Raw genomic sequence first — 20,468 nt, forward strand, 5'->3', positions numbered from 1 at the left:
CCCGCAACCAAGATTGTTGAACAATCTTGGCATTTCAGGCATGATGGTGAGGTATTCAACCTGAGACGGGGATCACAATGCCTTTTATTGACCTCAACAGCGACGTCGGAGAATCGTTCGGCAACTGGACCATGGGGGACGACGCCGCAGTCTTCCGCTACGTGTCGAGTGCCAACGTGGCCTGCGGATTCCACGCCGGAGATCCCAGCACCATCGCCCGCACCTGCCGGGACGCCGCAGCCGCCGGAGTGACCATTGGCGCCCACGTGGGCTATCGGGACCTCGCGGGTTTCGGCCGCCGGTTCCTCGACTGCTCCGCATCGGAACTCGCCGACGACGTTCTCTACCAACTCGGCGCACTCCAAGCCCTGGCCCGTGCTGCCGGTTCCGAGATCAAGTACGTCAAGCCGCACGGTGCCCTCTACAACACGATCGTCCACCACGAGGTCCACGCCCAGGCAGTGGCCGACGCCGTCCATGCCTTCAGTCCCGGACTCCCGCTCCTTCTCCTGCCGGGCTCCGTCGCACTCGCCAAGGCGGAAGCGAAGGGACTCCGTGGAGTAGCCGAGGCGTTCGCCGACCGCGCCTATAACGCGGACGGCACCCTCGTATCGCGCCGCGAAGAAGGTGCCGTGCTCCACGATCACGCCGCCATCACGGAAAACATGGTCCGCCTGGCAACGGAGGGCAAAATCGTGGCCCGCGACGGTTCCATCCTGGACGTCCATGCAGAAAGCATCTGCGTCCACGGAGACACTCCCGGCGCCGTGGCCATGGCAGCCGCCGTCCGCGCGGGGCTCGAAGCCGCCGGCGTGACCGTGCGGAGCTTCGCGTGAGCCTCACGGGAATACGCTGGTCCGGCCCGCGTGCCCTCCTGGTGGAGCTTTCCGATCTCCCTTCCGTGCTGGCGTTTCATTCCCGGCTGCTTGCCGAGCCCCTGCCCGGCCAGCTCGATGCGGTCGCCGCGGCAGCCACCGTACTGATTAAGTTCGGCACGCATGCCGAGGCACTCGCGGCGCGCGCCGCCGTCGGGCATGTTGATCGAGGCGGGGTGCCGCTCGACAGTTCCCGCGACGTCACTATCGAAGTGGTGTACGACGGCGAGGACCTCACCGAGGTGGGCGTGCTCACCGGTCTGGGCCGGGACGGCGTGGTGGCCGCGCACACGGGCCAGCTCTGGACCGCGGCTTTCGGCGGATTCGCCCCGGGCTTCACGTACTTGCTCGGCGAGAACCGCAGCCTCGATGTTCCGCGTCGCAACTCGCCCCGTACCTCCGTTCCCGCCGGTTCCGTGGCGCTCGGCGGAACGTTCTCCGCCGTCTACCCGCGGCAATCCCCGGGCGGCTGGCAGCTGATCGGACGTACGACGGCGGTCCTCTGGGATCTCGAGCGGGAGTCGCCGGCGCTTGTCCGCCCAGGAGATAGGGTCCGGTATGTCGCTGTCCGCGAGGCCATCGCGTTGACTCCGGCAGCACATGCCGCCCGCGAATTCACCGGACCCGCCCTCGTGGTGGACTCACCCGGACTGCAATCGCTGGTCCAGGACCTCGGCCGCCCTGGACTGGGGGACTTGGGAGTCTCAGCGGCGGGCGCCGTGGACCAGCAATCGATGCGTCAGGCCAATCGCCTGGTGGGCAACGAACCCGGTACCGCGGTTGTGGAAACGGTGCTAGGCGGACTCACGGTCCGGGCCGCCGGCGACCAGGTACTCGCGGTTGCCGGGGCGGTGGTCCCCATGGAAATCCGCGATGCCTCCGGGGCGCCGGCCCGCCGCGCCGCGATGTGCGCGCCCTTCGCTCTCCTGGACGGCGAATCCCTCAGCCTGGGCGATCCGACCCTCGGGGCCCGCAGCTACCTTGCCGTCCGCGGCGGGATTGATGTTGATCCGGTGCTCGGCAGCCGCTCAAGCGACTCGATGTCCGGAATCGGTCCCGCGCCACTGTCGGCCGGGACCAGCCTCCCCGTGGGAGGAGCGCCGCTTTTCCAGATGGTCGGCGCCCCCGAGGAATCCACGCTCCGGCTAGGAGCGGTCTCTTCGGAGCTGCGGATCACCTTGGGCCCGCGGGACGACTGGTTTGATTCACGGGCCCTGGAGGCGCTCACGCAGGAGGACTGGCTCACCACCGAACAGTCCAACAGGATCGGTGTCCGGCTCAGGCCGGGAAGCAACCGTCCGCTCGAACGGAACCCCGACCGCGGCGCCAGCGAGCTCCCGAGTGAAGGTACGGTTGCCGGCGCACTCCAAGTTCCACCCAGCGGACACCCGGTCCTCTTCCTGGCCGACCACCCGGTGACCGGCGGGTATCCGGTGATTGCCGTCGTCGTACCCGAAGACCTGCCGACGGCGGCGCAATTGCCGCCCGGCCATACCGTGCGGTTCACGATCGTGGACCCCGCAACCCTTGAACCACTTGAACCTGCCGTTGCCGGCGCTGTCTCCGAAGGAACCCAGCCATGAAAAAGGTCCTGATCGCCAACCGCGGCGAGATCGCCGTGCGGATTGCCCGCGCCTGCTCAGACGAGGGCTTGCAGTCTGTTGCCGTGTACTCGGACCCCGACGCCGATGCCCTCCACGTGCGGTTCGCCGACGAGGCCTACGCGCTGCGCGGTTCCACCGGCGCCGAGACGTACTTGGACATCGCCAAGCTGATCGACGTCGCCCGCCGTGCCGGTGCCGACGCCGTGCATCCCGGATATGGGTTCCTGTCCGAGAACGCCGACTTCGCTCAGGCCGTCATTGACGCCGGCCTCACGTGGATCGGCCCCGCGCCGCAGTCGATCCGGGAGTTGGGCAATAAAGTGACGGCCCGCGAGATCGCCGTCCGCGCAGGGGCTCCGCTTGTGCCGGGCAGCGACGGTCCTGTGGCCAACGCCGCTGAAGTACTTGCCTTCGCCTTGGAACACGGCATGCCGGTGGCGATCAAAGCTGCTTTTGGCGGGGGAGGCCGCGGGCTCAAGATTGCGCGGCGCCTGGAGGACATCGAGGACTCCTTCGAATCCGCCGTGCGTGAATCCAAGGCGGCCTTCGGACGTGACGAATGCTTCGTGGAACGCTTCCTGGACCAACCGCGGCACGTTGAGGCGCAGATCCTGGCCGATATGCACGGCAACGTGGTGGTCCTCGGAACCCGTGATTGCTCCCTGCAGCGTCGCAACCAGAAGCTCGTGGAAGAGGCGCCCGCACCCTTCCTGAGCCCTGAACAGCGCACGCTCATCCACGAATCGGCCAAAGCCATTTGCCGTGAGGCGGGATACTACGGCGCCGGAACCGTGGAATACCTCGTGGCCGTGGATGGCACCATCTCCTTCCTCGAGGTCAACACGCGCCTGCAGGTAGAGCATCCCGTCACCGAAGAAACCTCCGGGGTGGACCTGGTCCGCGAACAGTTTCGGATCGCCGCAGGCGGCATCCTCTCCCTGACCGAGGACCCTGAGCCCACAGGACACGCCTTCGAGTTCCGCCTCAACGCCGAAGATCCGGCACGCGGCTTCCTTCCCGGCCCCGGTACCGTGGAAGTCTTCGAAGCGCCCACCGGTCCGGGCATCCGCGTGGACTCGGGAGTTCGCTCCGGATCAGTGGTTCCCGGGGAATATGACTCCCTCCTGGCCAAGCTGATTGTCCGAGGCGAGGACCGGCAGCAGGCCCTGCGCCGCGCCCGGGTTGCCCTGGATGAGATGCAGATCAAGGGTTTGCCCACCGTGCTTCCCTTCCATCGGGCCGTGGTCCGCCACGAGGCCTTCACCTCGGAGGACAAGCTCGGCGTGTACACCACGTGGATCGAGACCGAGTTCGCCGAGGAGCTGGCCGCCTCTCCCGAGATCGCCCGCGTGGTCCCCGGCTCCGAACGCAGCACGTTCACGGTGGAGCTGGACGGCAAAGCGGTGCAGCTTGGGCTCCCCCTCCGCTTGTTCGAAGCGCTGATGAGCGGCGGTGGCGGGTCCGTCGCTGCTGCCCCTGGGCCTGTTGCGGCCGACGACGCCGGGCTCGCCTCGCCGATGTCCGGCTCGCTGGTGAAGTGGCTGGTTGAGGACGGTGCGGCAGTGGAAGTCGGACAGCCCGTGGCAGTGTTGGAAGCCATGAAGATGGAAACCACCGTCCCGGCCCACCGTTCCGGCACCGTGGCGCGCGGTCCGCACGAGCCGGGCACCGCCGTCGGGCGCGGAGAAGTGCTCGCGAGCATCGGCTGAGGTTGGCACGGTCGCCGTTCGGTAGATTTGGGGCATGCCCATGAACGCTGCGCTTCAAGGAATCGCCGACGCCGGCCACGCCACCCACGCCCATACCGGGGCTTGGGTTGCCGCCCAGCTTCGCCAGCGCATCTCCGACGGCCTGTTGCCGCCCGGCACGAAGCTCTCCGAGCAAGCCCTGTCCGAGGCGCTCGGCGTTTCCCGGAACACCCTGCGGGAGGCCTTTACGGTGCTGGCCGGTGAATCCGTGGTCCAGCGCATCCCCAACCGCGGCGTGTTCGTAGCCGCCCCGGGAGCCGACGACGTCCGCGAAATCTACCGGGTGCGCCGCCTGATTGAGCCGGCGGCCGTGTTGTGGGGCGATGTCCCGGCCGGAGCCCTCGACGCTATGGACGTGATCGTGGACAAGGCCCGGGCCGCCCTTGCCGAGGGATCGGTGGCCGGCATGGCGGACGCCAACCAGGAGTTGCACAAGGCCTTGGTGTCGCTGTCCGGAAGCGCCTCCCTGGACGCATTGATGGAGAAAGTGCTGGCCGAGATGCGATTGGTCTTCCACGCAATGGCCACCACTCCCGACTTCCACGGGCATTATGTGGAACGGAACGCCGCCTTGGTTGCCCAGATCCGCAACGGACAGCGGGAAGAGGCCGCAGCCGAGTTGCGCCGCTACCTCGACGGTGCCGAACACGAACTCCTGGTGCACATCGGGGCAATTCCGTAGGCAGCGGGCACTCGACGCCAGCCAGTTACGGTGCGGAAACGCCCGCCGCCGCTTCGGCTTCGGCCATCGCCACATCCAACCGCTCGACGGCGCGGGCATAGTCCGTCCCCGCGGTGAGACGGCAGCGTTGGGCTTCCTGCAGCGCACGGACCAACGCGGCGGTTTGCGGAACGTTGACATCGCTCATGCCGGGGAAGTCGATGCCCTTGGCGGGATCCAGCTCATACCGTTGCCAGCGGGCCAAGAGAGCGTCGTGACGGGCTGCCGCCTCCGTGAAACCGCTCCGATTTTGACGCTTCTGCTCCAGTTTCCGGCCGACAGCAAAGGCGGTGGCAGCGGCACCCATGGCGAGGAAGAGCATCAAGAGCCCGACGGCGGGCGAGCCCAACGCGGGGATGACGACTGCGGGGACAATCACCACGAGTCCGGCGAAGATGTTCCAGAAGGTGGCGTCCGGCTCTTTGACGGGTTCCCGATCGCGTTGGCCGAGGGGCGCCTGCAAGGCGAGGCGGCCGCCGTCGGGGGCTGCGTGGATGACCGCTTTCCGGACGGTGTTGACGGTGAAGGACACCGCGCACGTGAGCAAGACCGCCCACAGCCCGATCTCCCAGACCGTCAGCTGGATTCCAGTTGTGGCGGGCAATCGGACCACCTCCACGCGAATGCGCACCCCTTTGAAATCAGTATGCGCCGAGGAAGGCCCGGAGGCGAGAGCCCGAATCGGGCTTAAGGGCAGCAAGGCAGGGCACCCTGGCCCGGGTGCCCTGCCTTGCTGCTGAAGTCCGGCTGGAGCTTAAGCGTGGTCCCGCTTGGATGCCTTGGGCGCGTCCCGCTTGGCAGCGGCGTTCGTCTTGGCGTCCTTCGTGGCTTCTTTTTTGGCAGCTTCTTCCTTGATGCGCTTTGCCTCGGAGCGCACGGCTGCGTGCGTGGCGCGCTCGACGACGAGCCACTGCGGGGGAGCTGCCAGCAGTTCGGTGATTTCCGCCGTCGTTAGGGGCTCGGTGATTCCGCCGCGGGCGAGGCCGCTGATGGAGACATTCAGCTTCTGTGCCACCACGGGACGCGGGTGCGGACCCGTCCGGCGGAGCTCGGCGAGCCACTCCGGGGCGTTGGCCTGGAGCTCGGCGAAATCGGCGCGGGTGATTTCCGAATCCTGGAACTCCTGGGGTGTTGCAGGCAGGTAGATGCCAAGTTTCTTGGCAACGGTGGCCGGCTTCATGGACTGGGAGTTTGCAGAGGTCATGGTTCAAGGGTATCCGCCCCCGCAGCGAAGTGGCACAGCCGCTGTTCTAGGATGAATCCATGCCGCACATACGAGTCGCCGGGGGCGCCCGGAAAGTCCTGGTGACGCAAGCCCCGGCGTACCGTAGGCGCAGATGAACTTCAGCGGGATTCCACGGTGGGTGTATGGCCTTGCGGTAGTGGGCGGCTTGTTCGTCCTGTTGCCGCTGGCCGCCATGGTCGCAAAGGTCAATTGGGCGCAATTCATCCCGCTGGTGACCTCCGATTCCTCGCTCACGGCGTTGGGCCTCAGCCTCCGCACTTCAGCAGCGAGCACCGCGCTCTGCGTCGTTTTCGGAATCCCCTTGGCCCTTGTCCTTGCCCGCCGGCCCTTCCGCGGGCAGCGGCTCCTCCGTGCCTTCGTCCTCCTGCCCCTGGTGTTGCCGCCGGTAGTGGGCGGCATCGCGCTGCTCTACACGTTCGGGCGGCAGGGTCTCTTGGGCAAGAGCCTTGAGCTCGCGGGCATCCAGATCGCCTTTTCGACGACGGCGGTGGTCCTGGCCCAGACGTTCGTCGCCTTGCCGTTCCTGGTGGTGAGCCTCGAGGGTGCCTTGCGGACGGCCGGCAACCGATACGAAGCCGTTGCCGCGACGCTCGGCGCCCGCCCCACCACCATCCTGCGCCGCGTGACCGTACCCATGGTCCTTCCCGGTCTTGCGTCGGGGGCGGTATTGTCCTTTGCCCGCAGCCTGGGCGAGTTCGGGGCCACGCTGACTTTCGCGGGGAGCCTGCAAGGTGTCACTCGGACATTGCCTCTCGAAATCTACCTGCAGCGCGAGACCGACGCGGACGCCGCCGTCGCCCTTTCACTCGTGCTTGTCGCCGTGGCGGTGATCGTCGTCGGACTGTCTTACCGGCGTCCCCACCGCGCAGACATTCCCGCGGAGGCCGCCGCGTGAGCTTCCACATCGACGCCACCGTTCGGGCCCGAAACCTCGACGTGTCATTGAGCGTCGGGCAAGCGGAAACCGTGGCGATCCTCGGCCCCAACGGGGCCGGAAAGTCGACGCTTCTGTCCGTCGCGGCGGGACTCGTGCGGCCGGATGCCGGCTCTGCCCGCCTAGGGGACCAGGTTCTTTTCGACCTCGACGGCGGCAGCCGGGTATGGACCCCTCCACACCTTCGCGGTACGGCGCTGTTGGCCCAGGAACCGTTGCTTTTCCCGCACCTGAGCGTCCTCGACAACGTGGCTTTCGGCCCGCGCAGTGCAGGCGCTTCCCGGGCGGAATCACGCGAAACCGCGCGGTACTGGCTTGCCGAAGTCGACGTCATGGAGTTCGCCGGGAGGAAGCCCGGGCAGCTGTCCGGGGGACAAGCCCAGCGTGTTGCGGTGGCCCGCGCGTTGGCGGCCAGTCCCGAATTGCTGCTCCTTGACGAACCCATGTCCGCCCTGGACATCCACGCCGCTCCGCACTTGCGCCGGCTCCTGAAACGCGTCCTGTCCGGGCGTCGGGCCCTGATCATTACCCACGACGTCCTGGATGCGCTCATGCTCGCGGACCGCGTAATCGTCATGGACAAGGGCAGGATTGTGGAAGAAGGCGCCACCCGCGAGGTCTTCCGGCGTCCACGAAGCCAGTTCGCCGCTGGTCTGGCCGGAGTGAACCTCATGTCCGGCACCGTCACGGAGGACGGACTCAGGACGCTCGCCACCGCGGAGCTTCCCGATCTTCATGTCGCGGGACACCTCGATGACGAAGCGGAACCGGGCGAGCCCGGCGTCGCCGCTTTCCCGCCGTCGGCCGTTTCCATCTTCCTGGACGCCGCCCACGGCAGCCCGCGCAACTCGTTCCCGGTTGCAATCACTGATCTTGAACCGCATGGGGACCATATCAGGGTCCGGGCCGGCGATCTGGCAGCGGACATCACGCCCTCTGCGTCCGCCGAGCTGGGACTGGAGCCTGGCTCGCGCGTCTTCTTCGTGGTGAAGGCCACGGCGGTCCAGGTGTACGCGGCGTAGCTTGGGCCGGCGCTGCGTTGGCTACCGCCCGCGCGGTACTGTGAACTGGTGCCATCCGATCAAGAATCCCTGCCCGCCGTCGGCGTCCCCGACGCCTCCGACGCCGAAACAAGCGGCCCCCAGGGGCTGACTTTCGCCTACGTCGCCGGCGTGACCCCCGGGAAATGGATCCGGCGCTGGGAAGAGCGCATGCCCGACGTTCCGCTGCACTCGTTCATGTCCGACGACGGCGCGCAGCTGGAGGTCCTGCGCGACGGTTCCGCGGAGCTCAGCTTTGTCCGCCTGCCGGTGGATCGCGATGGACTCCACGTCATCCCGCTCTACGAAGAGCAGCCTGTGGTGGTGGCCCCGAAGGGCCACGAAATCTCGGTGTTCGAAGAGGTGGCGTTGGAGGACCTCGCGGAGGAGAACTTCCTGGATGTCGCCGCGATGGGCGGGCCGGAGATGGCCATGCAGGTGGTGGCCTCGGGCGCCGGTCTCGTGATCCTACCGATGTCCGTGGCCCGGCATTTCAACGTCAAGGACACGGTAGCGCGGCGCCTGACCGGGGCCGAAGGGACGCAGATCGCCCTGGCCTGGCCGAGCGACTCCTCGAGCGAGGTCATCGAGGAATTCATTGGCATCGTCCGGGGGCGAACCGCCCAGAGCTCGAGGCAGCCTTCGGCGCAGCAGGAGAAGCCCAAGAAGGCACCCAAGCCGGACCGCCGCGGCACCGGCGCCAAAAAGCCGGCAGTCGCTCAGCGCTATGCCCCGAACCCGGACAAGGGCCGGGGCAAGGGCTCCCGGAAGAAAGGAAAGCGCTAGGCCATGGGACTTGGAGCGAAGCCGACCATCCGGGACGTCGCCAAGAGCGCCGGCGTTTCCCTCACCACCGTGTCCTACGTCTTGTCCGGGCGCCTCGGTGGCACCACCCGCATCAGCGAAGCAACACAAGAGCGTGTCCAGGCCGCGGCCAAAGAACTGGGTTACGTACCAAATCAAGCGGCCCGCGGAATGCGCCGCGGCAAGACCGACCTCGTGGCGATTGCCATCGGCGACCTGGAATGGCCGTGGGACCGGGCCTTGGCAACGGCCGCCGCACGCATTTTGCCTCAGCACGGCTACTTGCCCGTAATCCTCATCGGCGAAGGGTGGCGGCGGTTCATGCTCTCCGGCGGTGCCGACGGCGCCATCATCGGGGCTCTCCCGCCCGGCACCCTTCTTGACCTCACGGTGGGGGAGTTGGCCAGGCGCGGAGTAGCCCAGGTCATCATTTCGGACACGATGCAGCCTGCCGGGTTCGATGTCCTGGCCCCCGGATCCGCGGGCGGGACTCCGGAACCGGAAGCGCTCGAAGGAGCCATCACACTGCTCCTTGACCGGCTCGCAGGACGCACCATCGGCGCGGGAACCACCAAGGCGGCGCCTTGGGAGTTCAAGACGCCGTAGCTGTCAGCCCTCCTTGAGCGGCTTCCGGGCCAGCCAGGCCGCGACGATGGCACCGGAAACGTTGTGCCACAGGGAGAATACGGCCGACGGCAACGCTGCCAGGGGCGTGAAGTGCGCGGTCGCAAGAGTGGCGGCAAGACCGGAATTCTGCATGCCCACCTCGAACGCGAGGGCCCGCCGCGCCTTGTCATCGAGGCGCCCCAGCTTGCCCGCCAGGTAGCCCAGGCCGAGGCCGAAGCCATTGTGGAGAACCACCGCGAGGAAGACGATGCCGCCCGCGGCAACGATCTTGCCGGCGCTACCCGCCACCACCACGGCGACGATCAATGAGATCACGACGGCGGATGCCCAGGGAAGTGCCGGCAGCACCTTGCGCACGAGCTTCTTGAGGAAGAGGCGGGCCGCGAGCCCCCCGATGACCGGGAGGAGGACCGTCTTGACGATGTCCAGGACCATGGAGCCGGCATCGATGTTCAGGAAGGAACCCGCGAGGAAAAACACCAACAAAGGGGTCACGATCGGGGCAATGAGGGTGGAAACGGAGGCGACGGCCACCGACAGCGCAACGTCACCCTTCGCCAGGAAAGCCATCACGTTGGAGGCCGTGCCCGACGGCGCGCAGCCCACCAGGATCAAGCCCACTGCCAGCTGGGGTTCCAGGTTGAGCGCGACGGCGATCAGCCAACCAGCGCCCGGCATGATGACGTAGTGGGCCACGATGCCCAGAACCACAGCCCAAGGGCGCTTCGCCACCGATGCGAAGTCCGGAGGGGTAAGGGTCAGGCCCATGCAGAACATGATGATGCCCAGCAAGAACGGAACGCTTGGTGCCAGTGGTTTGAAGGCGTCGGGAAGCAGGAAACCGGCCACTCCGGCGAGGACCACGAGGACGGGAAAGACCGTGACCGCGATCCTGGCGATTTTGGCTTCCGCGGCCAGTGCCGGATTCAGGACGGGGGCTTCTGCGGGGTTGGTTGTTGCCTCAAGCATCGTTCTATCGTGGCACTGTGGTTGAACGTGCGCCCAATCCGTGACCCGGATCGGGCCAATATGTCAGATGACCGTCGTTTCCCAGCCCAACTAGCTCGCATTTGTTGTCGTTTTGAGGGCTCGTAACGACAACAAATGCGTGGGCCCACGCCGCCAGGGTTCCCTGGCCGAGCTTGCGAGGCTAGGGTGGCGGTGGGGATCAGTTGGGGGCGCGATCGTTGGGTGTGCCGGTGGACGTTAGCCTGCGTTGAGCTTGCCTGCAAGCCGTTCGCGCATCCGGACGCTCGCCGCGTTGAGGCCAACCAGCTCCACCTCGCGGCCGTGCCTGCGGTATTTCTCGGTCACGGAATCCAATACGGCAACGGTGGAAGCGTCCCAGATGTGCGAGGCGTGAAGATCGATGACCACGTGGTCGATTCCCTCCGAGGAATCCTTCGCATAGTCGAACTGCGTGTAGAGATCGTTGGAGGAAGCGAAGAACAACTCGCCATCCACCGTGTAGCTCGCCACGGTCCGGCCGTTGAGCTCAAGTTCACTCCGCTCCAGCGTGGCGAAATGGGCCACTCGGCGGGCAAACAGCACCATGGCCGTGACGACACCGGCTCCCACCCCAATAGCCAGGTTGTGCGTCGCCACCACCACGGCCACCGTCACGAGCATGACGCCGGTCTCGGACTTCGGGAGTCGCTTGAGGGTCGCCGGCCGGATCGAATGCCAGTCAAAGGTGATGAGGGAAACGAAGATCATCACAGCCACCAAAGCGGCCATGGGAATCATGCCCACCACGTCCCCGAGCGCCACCACGAGGACCAGCAGGAACCCTCCGGCCAGGAAGGTCGAGAGCCGGCTGCGGGCGCCCGAACCCTTCACGTTGATCATGGTCTGCCCAATCACGGCGCAGCCGCCCAAGCCACCCAGGAATCCGGTGACGATGTTGGCGATGCCTTGGCCCCAGGACACCCGGGCCTTGTTGGAGCGGGTATCCGTGATGTCATCCACGAGCTTGGCCGTCAAGAGGGACTCCAGGAGGCCAACCAGCGCCATGGACAAAGCGAACGGGGCAATGGTCTGGAAGGTTTCCCAGGTCAAAGGCACGTTGGGCAGAAAGAAACCGGGAAGGCTATTGGGAAGTTCGCCCTTGTCGTGCACCGTGGGGACGCGGACGCCGGCCAGCGTCGTGACGATCGTGAGGGCGACGACGGCCACCAAAGGCGCGGGCACCGCTGTCGTTATTTTGGGCAGGCCGAACACTATCAGCAGCCCGACGGCCACAATCGGGTACACCATCCAGGGGACGCCGATGAGTTCAGGCAGCTGCGCCATGAACACCAGAATGGCCAAGGCATTCACGAATCCGATCATCACCGAGCGCGGAATGAAGCGCATGAGCCGCGTGACCCCCAGGACCGCCAGGACGATTTGGAAGACCCCGGCCAGGATGACCGTGGCAATCAGGTAGTTCAGCCCGTGATCCTTCATGACGGGGGCGATCACGAGGGCGACGGCGCCGGTGGCTGCCGAGATCATAGCCGGCCGGCCACCCACGATCGCCGTGGTGACCCCCATCGTGAAGGACGCGAAGAGGCCGATGCGCGGATCCACGCCGGCGATCACGGAGAACGCAATGGCCTCCGGAATGAGCGCAAGCGCCACCACCAACCCGGCCAATGCTTCCGTCTTGAGCCTGCGGGGAGAGCGCAGTGTGAAACGGAGGGACTGGAGCTGCTCGGGTGTCATGGGTCCTTAGCTGTTGGTCAGGCGGTACCGCTCAATCTGCTTGAGACGCCGCTGGAGGCTGTCCCGCCGGGGGTGGGGGACGACGTCGGGCGCCTCGGCGGTGAGGTCGATGTGTTCAGTGCCGTACTGCCAGAGCAGGAGGTCATCCAGAAGGCGGTCCGGTCCAGGGGAGTAACGGTGATCCAGGGCTTTGCGGACCTCGGTGATCCGGTTGGCGCTGAGGAGACCGGCGAGTTCCACGGTCTTGTTCAGTCCGTGGGCCGCGAGAAGCTCCGCAGCCCAACCCCAGTCGTCATCAACTTTACGGTCAACGTGGGGAAGCAGCGTCCGCCAGACGTCACGCACCCGGTTGGGCGTGAGGGGCATGGAGCCTTCGCCGTCGAGATCCCAGTAGCCGCGGACTTCCTCGTAGCGTTCGTGGAGGTCGGCGAAGGCGCTTTCCACGGTTTCCAGCATTGCGGCTGTAGCAGTGAACTGGCGGTCGAAATGCGGTGTCCAAGCGCGCGGATCCTCGGCCTTGAAGCGGATGTCGTGTTCGATCTCGCTCCAGGCATGCGCAAAAACCGTACGTATCTGGCATTCGAAGAAGTAGCTGCCATTGGGCGGAATGTCCGGATTGAAGACCTGTTGGTAGGCCTTCACGGACTCGTTTTGGATGGTGCGGAGGATGAGGTGGCGGCTGGAATATCCGTAGGTGCCGGACTCGATGGAGCCGATGTCCTTCTCAAGGTCTCCGCGGCAATCGAAAAGCTGGCGCTGGCGCTTGATCAAGTTCGCAACTGCGGCGTTCTCGGCCGGGAGCTTGGTGATGACGCGCAGCCCCACCATGTCGTTCAAGGTCCGGAAGGGATCCGGGAACTTCAGCACCCGCGGACCCCCCTCCAGGGGCACCTCGGTGCGGGAAATCTTCTCCCGGAAAGATTCGACCGTCTTGGTGCGTCCCGTGACGAAGAGGGGCACGGACTCGCTGTTCTTGAGCATGTCCCGCAAGGTCAACAGGACATCGCGGGTGACAAGTTTCAGGGCAGGCCGGACGCGTTCGTAAAGCTCCACGTTCGCCTGTACTGATTCGCGCAGCTGAGGATCCAAGCTGTCCCAATTGCTAGCCATGCCTCCAGCTTACGGGGGAGGTCCGACAGTGGAGCTGAGCCGGGCCCTCTGGCGCTACCGGTGCGCCACCTGGAAGCATGCAACATCGTATTGGGAGGTGGGGGAGTAGTTCTGTCCACCCACTCCGCCGTTGATGCTGTTGATGCCCGGCTCGTTGAATGGCGATCCTGGGCTGTTGGCGGCATTGCCGGGTGTGTTCGGTTCGAGGGATTGGCAGGACTGGTTAGGCTTTCCAGTTCCAGGCGGGTTTGCCGCCGAAGCCGGCGCAGCCACAGCCAGCACGCTCAAGGTCAAAGCCACAAGAACCGACGCGGAGATACGACGGATCATTGAAATCACGTCCGGGTAAAGAAGCATTTCCCGCAAAAACGCGGGAGTGAAGCGAGGGTAGCGCTTCACCCCTGAGGGTACGCTCGGGCAGTGGCTACAGGAAGGCTCCGCGTGGATCCTCAGGCCATCGTTCCCGCTCCGCGGCGCTCCTCCGCGATAGGCTCGGCACAAAGGAGGACACGATGAAGCGGCACAAGTACTACTACGGCCAGCACTCCAGCCAATGGGGCGAGCTGTTCGTACCCGATTCGCTACAACCACACCGCAACAAACCCGATGGAGTGGTGGTGGTGATCCACGGAGGCTATTGGCGCTCCCAATACGGCGCCGAGCTCGGTGAGCCGATTGCCCGGGATCTCGCTGCACATGGAATTGCCGCCTGGAACCTTGAATACCGGAGGGCCGGAAACGGTGGCGGCTGGCCGCATACGTTCGAAGATGTCCTCGATGGGATCGACCACTTGGGCGAGATTGCCGGCAAACATGAACTTAATCTGAACAAAGTGGTGGCACTGGGACACTCCGCAGGCGGCCATCTCGCGGTTTGGGCGGCCGGGCGGGAAAAACTCTCCAAAATCGGCGCCCCGGACGCCGACCGCCAGCTCCATCGCCATGACAACGGTGCGGCAGTGCGGCTCACCGGCGTTGTGAGCCAGTCTGGCCTGCTGAACCTTGCCGACGCCGAGCGGCTCAACCTGAGCAACGGCGCCGTCGACAACCTCATGGGTGGCGACTCGGTAAGATACCCCAAACGGCATATCTATGCGGACCCCATGAGGTCGCTGCCCATCCCCGTACCGGTCTTCGCGGTCCATGCTGCATCGGACGAGGATGTCCCGTGCAGCCAGTCCGAGGCTTATGTTGCCGCAGCCACCGCTTCCGGGGGCGCGGCCCAGTTCCTCAAGGTGCCTGGCGACCATTTCGACCTGATCGATCCCAGGGCCGTTGCGTACAAGAAGTGCCGGGAGTTGGTGCAGCGGCTGCTCGCGTGACGGTTTGCCGGCAAAGTCACCGGCTGTCATCGAGAGACGCACACCACATCCGCGTGGCAGAGTTGTCCCATGCTGACAGTCATAGGTGAAGCGCTGGTTGATGTCGTCCAGCGTTCCTCGGGAATCGATGCCCACGTGGGCGGAAGTCCGCTCAACGTTGCCGTGGGCCTGGCCAGGCTGGACCACGCAGTCCAGTTCATCGGCCGCTTCGGCAAGGATGCTTACGGCGACTCGATCGCAGCCCACTTGCGCTCCAGTTCCGTCATGGTTCCGCTGCCGCCGGACGAGAGCCCTACCAGCGTGGCCACCGCCTTGATCGACGACGACGGCGCTGCAAGCTACACCTTCGACCTCGCCTGGGAGCTTCCCGACCTCGCCGCGCGCTTGCCGTTCATGCTTCAGGGGACCTCGCTCCTGCATACCGGCTCGATTGCCACGATGTTGGAGCCGGGCGCAGCGGATGTCCTTGCCGCCGTCGAGCATGCCCATCCGAATGCGACTGTTAGCTTCGATCCGAACTGCCGGCCCAGCATCATCAAGGATCGAGAATTTGCGCGGGCCCAGGTGGAGCGTTTCGTGGCGCTTGCCGACGTGGTCAAGGCATCCGACGAGGACCTTGAGTGGCTCTATCCGGGCGTCGATGTCTTGGAATCGGCCCGGCGCTGGCTGGGCCTCGGCGGCAGCGGGGGGCCCGCCGTCGTGGTGGTCACGCGAGGCGCGGACGGACCCTGGGGTGTCACAGCCGCGGGCGAGGCCCAGGTGGACGCCCCAAAGGTAGAGGTGGCGGATACCGTGGGTGCGGGCGATTCCTTCATGGCCGCACTGCTCTCCGGGATCGTTGACCACGGGCTGGCAGGGGCCCAAAACCGCGACGAACTGCACGCCATGCCCGCCGAAGTGCTCGAAGGACTCCTCAGCCATGCCGCGCGCGCAGCGGCAATCACGGTCTCCCGGCCGGGCGCGAATCCGCCGACGCGTGCCGAACTCAACGCCTTGGGCCTCCCGGAAGCCGGCGCAAGCGTCGAGAGGCAGCCATGAGCTACGCCGACCTTCCACAAGTCCCATCGTTCGATGTCACCAGCGGCTCGCTGAAGGACGGCGACGCTCTCAGCCCGGCCCAGACCAGCAAGCGCTTCGGCGTGACGGGCGGCAAGGACGAATCCCCGCAGCTGGGCTGGAGCGGAGCCCCCGAGGGCACCAAGGGTTACGTCGTCACCGTCTTCGACCCCGATGCTCCCAGGGCGGGCGGCTACTGGCACTGGGCAGTGGTCAACATCCCCGCCACTACGAACTCGTTGCCTGCCGGTGCCGGAGTTCCGGGTGGTGCGCACTTGCCGGCCGGAGCAGTTCAACTCAAGAACGACGCCGGGTTCCCCGGTTACCTGGGTGCCGCGCCGCCGCCCGGGCACGGTCCGCACCGGTACATCGTGGCCGTGCACGCGGTCGACGTCGATGAACTGGGGCTCGATGCCGGTGCCTCCACGGAAGCCCTCGTCCGCACACTGGCTTCTCACACGCTGGCCCGGGGCGTCATCACGGGCCATTTCGAGCGGCGCTAGCCCCAGGGGCTAAGTCGACGGCGGCCGCCCCCACGTAGACTGACATAATGCGGCTCGTAGCAAGTGACATTGACGGCACCATCCTTGGGCATGACGGCAAGATCAGCAGCCGCACCATCCGCGCATTCCATGCCTGCCGCGACGCGGGCATCGAGGTGGTGTTCGTGACGGGTCGGCCACCGCGCTGGCTCTACCCCCTCCGCGAACAGATCGGCCATAGCGGCATCGTTATTTGCTCCAACGGTGCAGTGGTGTGGGACCTTGAAGCTGACAAGCTGATTTCGGCCAATGCCTTGAGCATCGCCTCTGTACTGGAGGCCCGCCGGATCATCAAGCAGCTCCGGCCCGACGCCTTGTTCGCTGCCGAAACACTCACGGGATTCCACCTGGAGCCCGGGTTCATCGAGAACGAGACCAGCGAGCTCCTGGCCGAGTTCACGCCCGCGTGGTTGGACGAAACGCTGACCGCGGACGACGCCGTCGTGAAGTTCCTTGCCGTAACGCGCAGCGGTACTCCGGATGATTTCCTCGCAAAGGTGCAGCCCGCCGTCGCGCATCTCGTGGAGACCACCCACTCGGCGCCGCGGACCGCACTCCTGGAAATGTCGGCGCCCGGTATCAACAAAGCCGTCACACTCGCCGTATATGCGGCATCCCGAGGCATCGAGGCCGCCGAGGTGGTGGCATTCGGTGACATGCCCAACGACGTCGAGATGCTGCGCTGGGCGGGCGACGGGTACGCGATGGCCAGCGGCCATCCGGAGGCGATCAGCGCAGCCGGCCAGCAGGCGCCCCATTTCGACGACGACGGCGTGGCCCAGATCCTCGAGGCAAAGCTCGCTTCCCTGCGGGTTTAGTCGGCCCCGCACCGGGCCGCCGTGCACGGCTAGTTCGGCGCCCGCAGGCCGTGGCTGTGCGCCAAGGCAATGGCCTCTGTTCGTGAACCCACGCCGAGTTTCCTGAAGATATTCCTGACATGGAATTTAACGGTGTTTTCGCTGATGTGCAGCTTGGCGGAGATGGCCCGGTTGCGCTGCCCGGCCGCCAACAGTTGAAGAACTTCCATTTCTCGCTCGGCCAGGCCCCATCCGCCGATATCGCCCGCCGGGGCTGATGGAGGGTCCAGCGGCAGGACCACCTGCACGTCAGCTCCCCAGCCGGCCATGACCTCGATGTTCATTCGGCCGTCCAGCGCTGCCACCCTGTTGTTGAGCCGGGCAATGTTGGGCGAATCCGACGTCAGTTCGCCTAGGCCGTCGTCGCGCACGTTGATGAGGAGGTTCACGCCGTCGCAGTCCCACTGCACCCGCACACGCCTGACCGCTGGCTGCTCCACGATGGCCAGCACCAGTCCCCGCACGATCGCCCTGGAGGCGTGGGCAACTTCGCCGGGCAAGGCACGGCCGTTGACCGGTGGCTCGATGAACTGGATGTCGAGCCCGCTGAAGTGCATGAGCGGCCGCAGGTCTTCCCGCAGCCGTTCGAACGCCTTGGCCACCGGCTCTTCGACGAGGTCTGTTGTGCGGTCGCTGAGCGTCCGGAGACTGACCAGCGAGGTAGCGGCCAGGTCGGTGACGGTTTTTCTGGCAGTGGCATCGTCCAGGGCGCTCGATCGCAACGCCGCCAAAAGTGTCTCCAGGGTGGTCGAATGCCTGTCCACGAGTTCGGCCGTGACGCGGAGCCGCTCGGCTGACGCCGCGCGGGATTCCAAAAGGTACGACGGCGGCGCGTCCGCCACCTTCTCCTGGATGCGCCGCGCTGTGAGCTGCCATAGGTAGTCAAGCATCCGCAGGGCCGACGCGCGCTCCAACGGTTCTTCGGGCAGGGCCGGCTCAGTGAGGGTCAGCAGCGCATTGCTCTCGGACGTCAATGCAAGAACAGGCCGTTGCTCGCCGGCGATGGCCGCTTCCCCGTGCCACACCTCGCCTTCCGTGACCCGGGCCCGCAGTTGATCCAACTCGGGAATTGAGACGCGGCTGATGATGCCCTCTGTCCCGGCTTTCTTCTGGGGGCGGCCGGTGCAATCTTCGGTGAAGATCACCAGCGCGCTGCTGCCTACGTACGGAAGCGTCGCTTCACGGAGCCTCTCGGCGATGTTCGTGAGCGGTGCGTTGGCCAGTTCAGCGACTGCCTCGAGAAGGGTCCATCGGCTTGAGGTCATCCCGCCACTTTAGCGCTTCGCGCCGTCCGCCTACTACCCAAACGGGTAGCTAATACCGCCCTTGTTCAGCGTTACGCCTACCCGTTCAGTCCTGAAGGATTGATTCAAACGGAGCATTCACCTGAGCAGGAGGCAACGTATGACCACCACCGCAGGGGCCGTCCAGGCCGTATCGGACGTCGACCCAAGCCCGGATGTCGAGCTAAGCCTGGCCCTCGTGGGCAGCGAGATCGCGGAAACGGCAGCTGAAGTGGACCTTCGGCAATTGTCCAGCCTGGCCACGGAAGTCCAGACTGCCGGGAACTCGGCCACCGGCCGCATCTTCGTTGCAGGAGCCGGCCGCAGCGGCCTCGTCCTGCGGATGGCTGCGATGCGGCTGATGCACCTCGGCTTTGACGTGCACATCGCGGGGGACACCACCACACCGGCCATCCGCTCGGGCGACCTCCTCTTGCTCGCCTCGGGCTCCGGGACGACCTCCGGCGTCGTGCGCGCCGCCGAGACTGCCTCCAAAGCCGGCGCCAGGATCGCCGTGTACACCACGAATGCCGCGTCCCCGCTCGCGGAACTGGCCGACGTCGTCGTCATCATTCCGGCGGCGCAGAAGACAGACCACGGTTCCATGCTGTCGCGTCAATACTCCGGCAGCCTGTTCGAGCAGGTGCTCTTCCTCGCTGCCGAAGCCGTCTTCCAGGCCCTGTGGGACAACGATGCAACCCCGGCCGAGGAACTCTGGCTCCGCCACGCCAACCTCGAATAGCCCCTGATTTTCACCGCACCAACACCACAACAAACGACAGAAAGAGATCCCTCCATGAAGCTGCAAGTCGCTATCGACGTCCTCACCACCGAAGCCGCCCTCGAGATCGCCGGCAAGGTCGCCGAATACGTGGACATCATCGAGCTCGGCACCCCCCTCGTGAAAAGCGAAGGCCTGTCCGCGGTGACGGCCATCAAGGATGCCCACCCGGACAAGGTCGTGTTTGCCGACCTCAAGACCATGGATGCCGGTGAACTTGAAGCCGACATCGCCTTCAAGGCGGGCGCAGACTTGGTCTCCGTGCTTGGCGGCGCAGACGACTCCACCATCGCGGGTGCAGTCAAGGCCGCCAAGGCCCACAACAAGGGCATCGTGGTTGACCTGATCGGCGTTGCGGACAAAGTAACCCGTGCCAAGGAAGCCCGGGCCCTCGGTGCCAAGTTCATCGAGTTCCACGCCGGCCTCGACGAGCAGGCAAAGCCGGGCTACAACCTGGATGTGCTCCTGAGCGCCGGTGAGGAAGCCCGCGTGCCGTTCTCGGTGGCCGGTGGCGTGAACCTGTCCACGATCGGAGCCGTCCAGCGCGCCGGAGCGGATGTCGCCGTCGTCGGCGGTTCCATCTACGGTGCCGACGACCCCGCACTGGCCGCGAAGCAACTGCGCGCCGCCATCATCTAGGCCCACCTCCCAGCCGGCGGTCCCAACTGGTCCCCACCGCCACCCTCGCCTCGCAAGTCCCCACCGGCTCCCAGCCTTCGCAAGCTCAGGCAGGGTCCCTCGCCAGTGGGGCCCCACGGCCAGGGAACTCTGGCGGCGTGGGCCCACGCAATTTTCGTCGTTTTCAGGCCTCTAAACGACAACAATTGCTAGTTGGTTGGGACCGCTCACCCATTACACAGCTTCAGTCCAACTGCCGTTCAACTACTCCTCGTAGTCTCTTGTCGTATTCGATGCCGATCACAGGGGACATGATGGCCAAGAGAAAGACGACAGGGTGGCCCGAGGCCCCCGTTCGCCGCGCAGTGCCGGCTGAACATTGGAAGCAATTGCGCCGCGGAGACCGCGTGAGCGTCAAGCTTGCGCCGGGGTTTGAGAACCCCGGCCAGGTGGACGCCGTGTCGAGTGACCACAGCGTGGTCTGGGTAAACCTCGACGGCGGCCGCGGCCGCACGCTGGTGCACTGCGGCGACGGCGTGGAGATCGTCCGGCAGGAATCCTGACGGGCTCGCGGGAGGCGCAGCCGGGTTACGC

General features: G+C 65.9%; 22 protein-coding genes. 15 read left to right on the forward strand and 7 right to left on the reverse strand.

The features are described 5' to 3' along the window. The first annotated feature begins 77 nt into the window (after positions 1 to 77). The 4 genes from AC3WJU_RS11540 to AC3WJU_RS11555 are packed head-to-tail and all read left to right on the forward strand — an operon-like array spanning position 78 to position 4,909. Positions 78 to 836, forward strand: coding sequence for a LamB/YcsF family protein (locus AC3WJU_RS11540; RefSeq protein WP_492259896.1), 759 nt, complete (start codon positions 78 to 80; stop codon positions 834 to 836). Further along, entirely contained in the window at positions 833 to 2,458 is a 1,626-nt protein-coding gene (locus AC3WJU_RS11545) for a 5-oxoprolinase subunit B/C family protein (RefSeq protein WP_492259897.1), read from the forward strand. The genes AC3WJU_RS11540 and AC3WJU_RS11545 overlap by 4 nt, the downstream gene beginning before the upstream one ends. Next, entirely contained in the window at positions 2,455 to 4,188 is a 1,734-nt protein-coding gene (locus AC3WJU_RS11550) for an acetyl/propionyl/methylcrotonyl-CoA carboxylase subunit alpha (RefSeq protein WP_492259898.1), read from the forward strand. Before AC3WJU_RS11545 ends, AC3WJU_RS11550 begins: the two co-directional genes overlap by 4 nt. 34 nt (positions 4,189 to 4,222) lie before the next feature. Further along, the gene (locus AC3WJU_RS11555) at positions 4,223 to 4,909 is read left to right on the forward strand and encodes a GntR family transcriptional regulator (protein ID WP_306964347.1); all 687 of its coding nucleotides are present in this window, start codon (positions 4,223 to 4,225) and stop codon (positions 4,907 to 4,909) included. A gap of 25 nt (positions 4,910 to 4,934) precedes the next feature. Here the strand turns inward: AC3WJU_RS11555 and AC3WJU_RS11560 are convergent, their stop codons facing one another. Then, a complete protein-coding gene (locus tag AC3WJU_RS11560; RefSeq protein WP_059388895.1) occupies positions 4,935 to 5,552 on the reverse strand; it encodes a hypothetical protein in 618 nt (205 codons plus the stop codon). Positions 5,553 to 5,702: 150 nt separating this feature from the next. Further along, entirely contained in the window at positions 5,703 to 6,152 is a 450-nt protein-coding gene (locus AC3WJU_RS11565) for a DUF5997 family protein (RefSeq protein WP_059388896.1), read from the reverse strand. Between the two features lie 133 nt (positions 6,153 to 6,285). Here AC3WJU_RS11565 and AC3WJU_RS11570 point away from each other — a divergent pair, with 133 nt between their 5' ends. From AC3WJU_RS11570 to AC3WJU_RS11585, 4 genes are all read left to right on the forward strand, one after another. After that, entirely contained in the window at positions 6,286 to 7,089 is an 804-nt protein-coding gene (locus tag AC3WJU_RS11570; protein WP_284988591.1) for an ABC transporter permease, read from the forward strand. Next, a complete protein-coding gene (locus AC3WJU_RS11575) occupies positions 7,086 to 8,150 on the forward strand; it encodes a sulfate/molybdate ABC transporter ATP-binding protein (RefSeq protein ID WP_059388897.1) in 1,065 nt (354 codons plus the stop codon). Before AC3WJU_RS11570 ends, AC3WJU_RS11575 begins: the two co-directional genes overlap by 4 nt. Positions 8,151 to 8,219: 69 nt before the next feature. Then, a complete protein-coding gene (locus AC3WJU_RS11580) occupies positions 8,220 to 8,954 on the forward strand; it encodes a LysR family transcriptional regulator substrate-binding protein (protein WP_492259912.1) in 735 nt (244 codons plus the stop codon). A 3-nt stretch (positions 8,955 to 8,957) separates the two neighbouring features. Next, a complete protein-coding gene (locus AC3WJU_RS11585; RefSeq protein ID WP_059388898.1) occupies positions 8,958 to 9,578 on the forward strand; it encodes a LacI family DNA-binding transcriptional regulator in 621 nt (206 codons plus the stop codon). A gap of 3 nt (positions 9,579 to 9,581) precedes the next feature. Here AC3WJU_RS11585 and AC3WJU_RS11590 read toward each other — a convergent pair whose 3' ends face one another. From AC3WJU_RS11590 to AC3WJU_RS11605, 4 genes are all read right to left on the reverse strand, one after another. Then, complete coding sequence (locus AC3WJU_RS11590) at positions 9,582 to 10,568, reverse strand: bile acid:sodium symporter family protein (protein WP_059388899.1); 987 nt, start codon at positions 10,566 to 10,568, stop codon at positions 9,582 to 9,584. Positions 10,569 to 10,805: 237 nt separating this feature from the next. Beyond that, a complete protein-coding gene (locus tag AC3WJU_RS11595; protein ID WP_441432812.1) occupies positions 10,806 to 12,305 on the reverse strand; it encodes a SulP family inorganic anion transporter in 1,500 nt (499 codons plus the stop codon). Positions 12,306 to 12,311: 6 nt separating this feature from the next. Then, positions 12,312 to 13,415 (reverse strand): GTP pyrophosphokinase, encoded by a 1,104-nt coding sequence (locus AC3WJU_RS11600; protein ID WP_059388901.1) that lies wholly within the window; start codon positions 13,413 to 13,415, stop codon positions 12,312 to 12,314. 54 nt (positions 13,416 to 13,469) lie between these two features. Then, positions 13,470 to 13,754 carry a hypothetical protein gene (locus AC3WJU_RS11605; protein ID WP_306964360.1) on the reverse strand — a complete coding sequence of 95 codons (285 nt, stop codon included), beginning with the start codon at positions 13,752 to 13,754 and terminating at the stop codon, positions 13,470 to 13,472. Between the two features lie 173 nt (positions 13,755 to 13,927). Between AC3WJU_RS11605 and AC3WJU_RS11610 the strand changes: the two genes are divergently transcribed. The 4 genes from AC3WJU_RS11610 to AC3WJU_RS11625 all read left to right on the forward strand — a co-directional run bounded on the left by AC3WJU_RS11610 (position 13,928) and on the right by AC3WJU_RS11625 (position 17,153). Continuing rightward, entirely contained in the window at positions 13,928 to 14,737 is an 810-nt protein-coding gene (locus AC3WJU_RS11610) for an alpha/beta hydrolase (RefSeq protein WP_059388903.1), read from the forward strand. A gap of 69 nt (positions 14,738 to 14,806) precedes the next feature. Then, positions 14,807 to 15,775, forward strand: a complete 969-nt coding sequence (locus AC3WJU_RS11615; RefSeq protein ID WP_492259899.1) for a carbohydrate kinase family protein — start codon at positions 14,807 to 14,809, stop codon at positions 15,773 to 15,775. Then, positions 15,772 to 16,296: a YbhB/YbcL family Raf kinase inhibitor-like protein gene (locus tag AC3WJU_RS11620; RefSeq protein WP_492259900.1), complete on the forward strand. Its 525-nt coding sequence runs from the start codon at positions 15,772 to 15,774 to the stop codon at positions 16,294 to 16,296. Before AC3WJU_RS11615 ends, AC3WJU_RS11620 begins: the two co-directional genes overlap by 4 nt. 47 nt (positions 16,297 to 16,343) lie before the next feature. Continuing rightward, positions 16,344 to 17,153: an HAD family hydrolase gene (locus tag AC3WJU_RS11625; protein WP_306964366.1), complete on the forward strand. Its 810-nt coding sequence runs from the start codon at positions 16,344 to 16,346 to the stop codon at positions 17,151 to 17,153. Positions 17,154 to 17,182: 29 nt separating this feature from the next. Here AC3WJU_RS11625 and AC3WJU_RS11630 read toward each other — a convergent pair whose 3' ends face one another. Then, a complete protein-coding gene (locus AC3WJU_RS11630; RefSeq protein ID WP_492259901.1) occupies positions 17,183 to 18,457 on the reverse strand; it encodes a helix-turn-helix transcriptional regulator in 1,275 nt (424 codons plus the stop codon). 139 nt (positions 18,458 to 18,596) lie between these two features. Between AC3WJU_RS11630 and hxlB the strand changes: the two genes are divergently transcribed. The 3 genes from hxlB (at position 18,597) to AC3WJU_RS11645 (ending at position 20,437) form a co-directional block, all read left to right on the forward strand. Further along, on the forward strand, positions 18,597 to 19,217 hold the full coding sequence (gene hxlB / locus AC3WJU_RS11635; RefSeq protein ID WP_492259902.1) for a 6-phospho-3-hexuloisomerase: 621 nt from the start codon (positions 18,597 to 18,599) through the stop codon (positions 19,215 to 19,217). A 54-nt stretch (positions 19,218 to 19,271) separates the two neighbouring features. Further along, positions 19,272 to 19,895, forward strand: a complete 624-nt coding sequence (gene hxlA, locus AC3WJU_RS11640) for a 3-hexulose-6-phosphate synthase (protein WP_059388908.1) — start codon at positions 19,272 to 19,274, stop codon at positions 19,893 to 19,895. A gap of 386 nt (positions 19,896 to 20,281) precedes the next feature. Further along, on the forward strand, positions 20,282 to 20,437 hold the full coding sequence (locus AC3WJU_RS11645; protein ID WP_441432808.1) for a hypothetical protein: 156 nt from the start codon (positions 20,282 to 20,284) through the stop codon (positions 20,435 to 20,437). The last annotated feature ends 31 nt before the right edge of the window (positions 20,438 to 20,468 follow it).

The sequence above is a fragment of the Arthrobacter sp. FW306-1B-F12A genome (assembly GCF_058781865.1).

Bases quoted from the DNA above. Each gene is read 5' to 3' on its own strand.
- AC3WJU_RS11610 (WP_059388903.1), top strand. From the start codon at position 13,928: ATGAAGCGGCACAAGTACTACTACGGCCAGCACTCCAGCCAATGGGGC.
- AC3WJU_RS11540 (WP_492259896.1), top strand. From the start codon at position 78: ATGCCTTTTATTGACCTCAACAGCGACGTCGGAGAATCGTTCGGCAAC.
- hxlA (WP_059388908.1), top strand. From the start codon at position 19,272: ATGAAGCTGCAAGTCGCTATCGACGTCCTCACCACCGAAGCCGCCCTC.
- AC3WJU_RS11585 (WP_059388898.1), top strand. From the start codon at position 8,958: ATGGGACTTGGAGCGAAGCCGACCATCCGGGACGTCGCCAAGAGCGCC.
- AC3WJU_RS11550 (WP_492259898.1), top strand. From the start codon at position 2,455: ATGAAAAAGGTCCTGATCGCCAACCGCGGCGAGATCGCCGTGCGGATT.
- AC3WJU_RS11615 (WP_492259899.1), top strand. From the start codon at position 14,807: ATGCTGACAGTCATAGGTGAAGCGCTGGTTGATGTCGTCCAGCGTTCC.
- AC3WJU_RS11555 (WP_306964347.1), top strand. From the start codon at position 4,223: ATGCCCATGAACGCTGCGCTTCAAGGAATCGCCGACGCCGGCCACGCC.
- AC3WJU_RS11600 (WP_059388901.1), bottom strand. From the start codon at position 13,415: ATGGCTAGCAATTGGGACAGCTTGGATCCTCAGCTGCGCGAATCAGTA.
- AC3WJU_RS11595 (WP_441432812.1), bottom strand. From the start codon at position 12,305: ATGACACCCGAGCAGCTCCAGTCCCTCCGTTTCACACTGCGCTCTCCC.
- AC3WJU_RS11565 (WP_059388896.1), bottom strand. From the start codon at position 6,152: ATGACCTCTGCAAACTCCCAGTCCATGAAGCCGGCCACCGTTGCCAAG.
- AC3WJU_RS11590 (WP_059388899.1), bottom strand. From the start codon at position 10,568: ATGCTTGAGGCAACAACCAACCCCGCAGAAGCCCCCGTCCTGAATCCG.
- hxlB (WP_492259902.1), top strand. From the start codon at position 18,597: ATGACCACCACCGCAGGGGCCGTCCAGGCCGTATCGGACGTCGACCCA.
- AC3WJU_RS11630 (WP_492259901.1), bottom strand. From the start codon at position 18,457: ATGACCTCAAGCCGATGGACCCTTCTCGAGGCAGTCGCTGAACTGGCC.
- AC3WJU_RS11570 (WP_284988591.1), top strand. From the start codon at position 6,286: ATGAACTTCAGCGGGATTCCACGGTGGGTGTATGGCCTTGCGGTAGTG.
- AC3WJU_RS11625 (WP_306964366.1), top strand. From the start codon at position 16,344: ATGCGGCTCGTAGCAAGTGACATTGACGGCACCATCCTTGGGCATGAC.
- AC3WJU_RS11620 (WP_492259900.1), top strand. From the start codon at position 15,772: ATGAGCTACGCCGACCTTCCACAAGTCCCATCGTTCGATGTCACCAGC.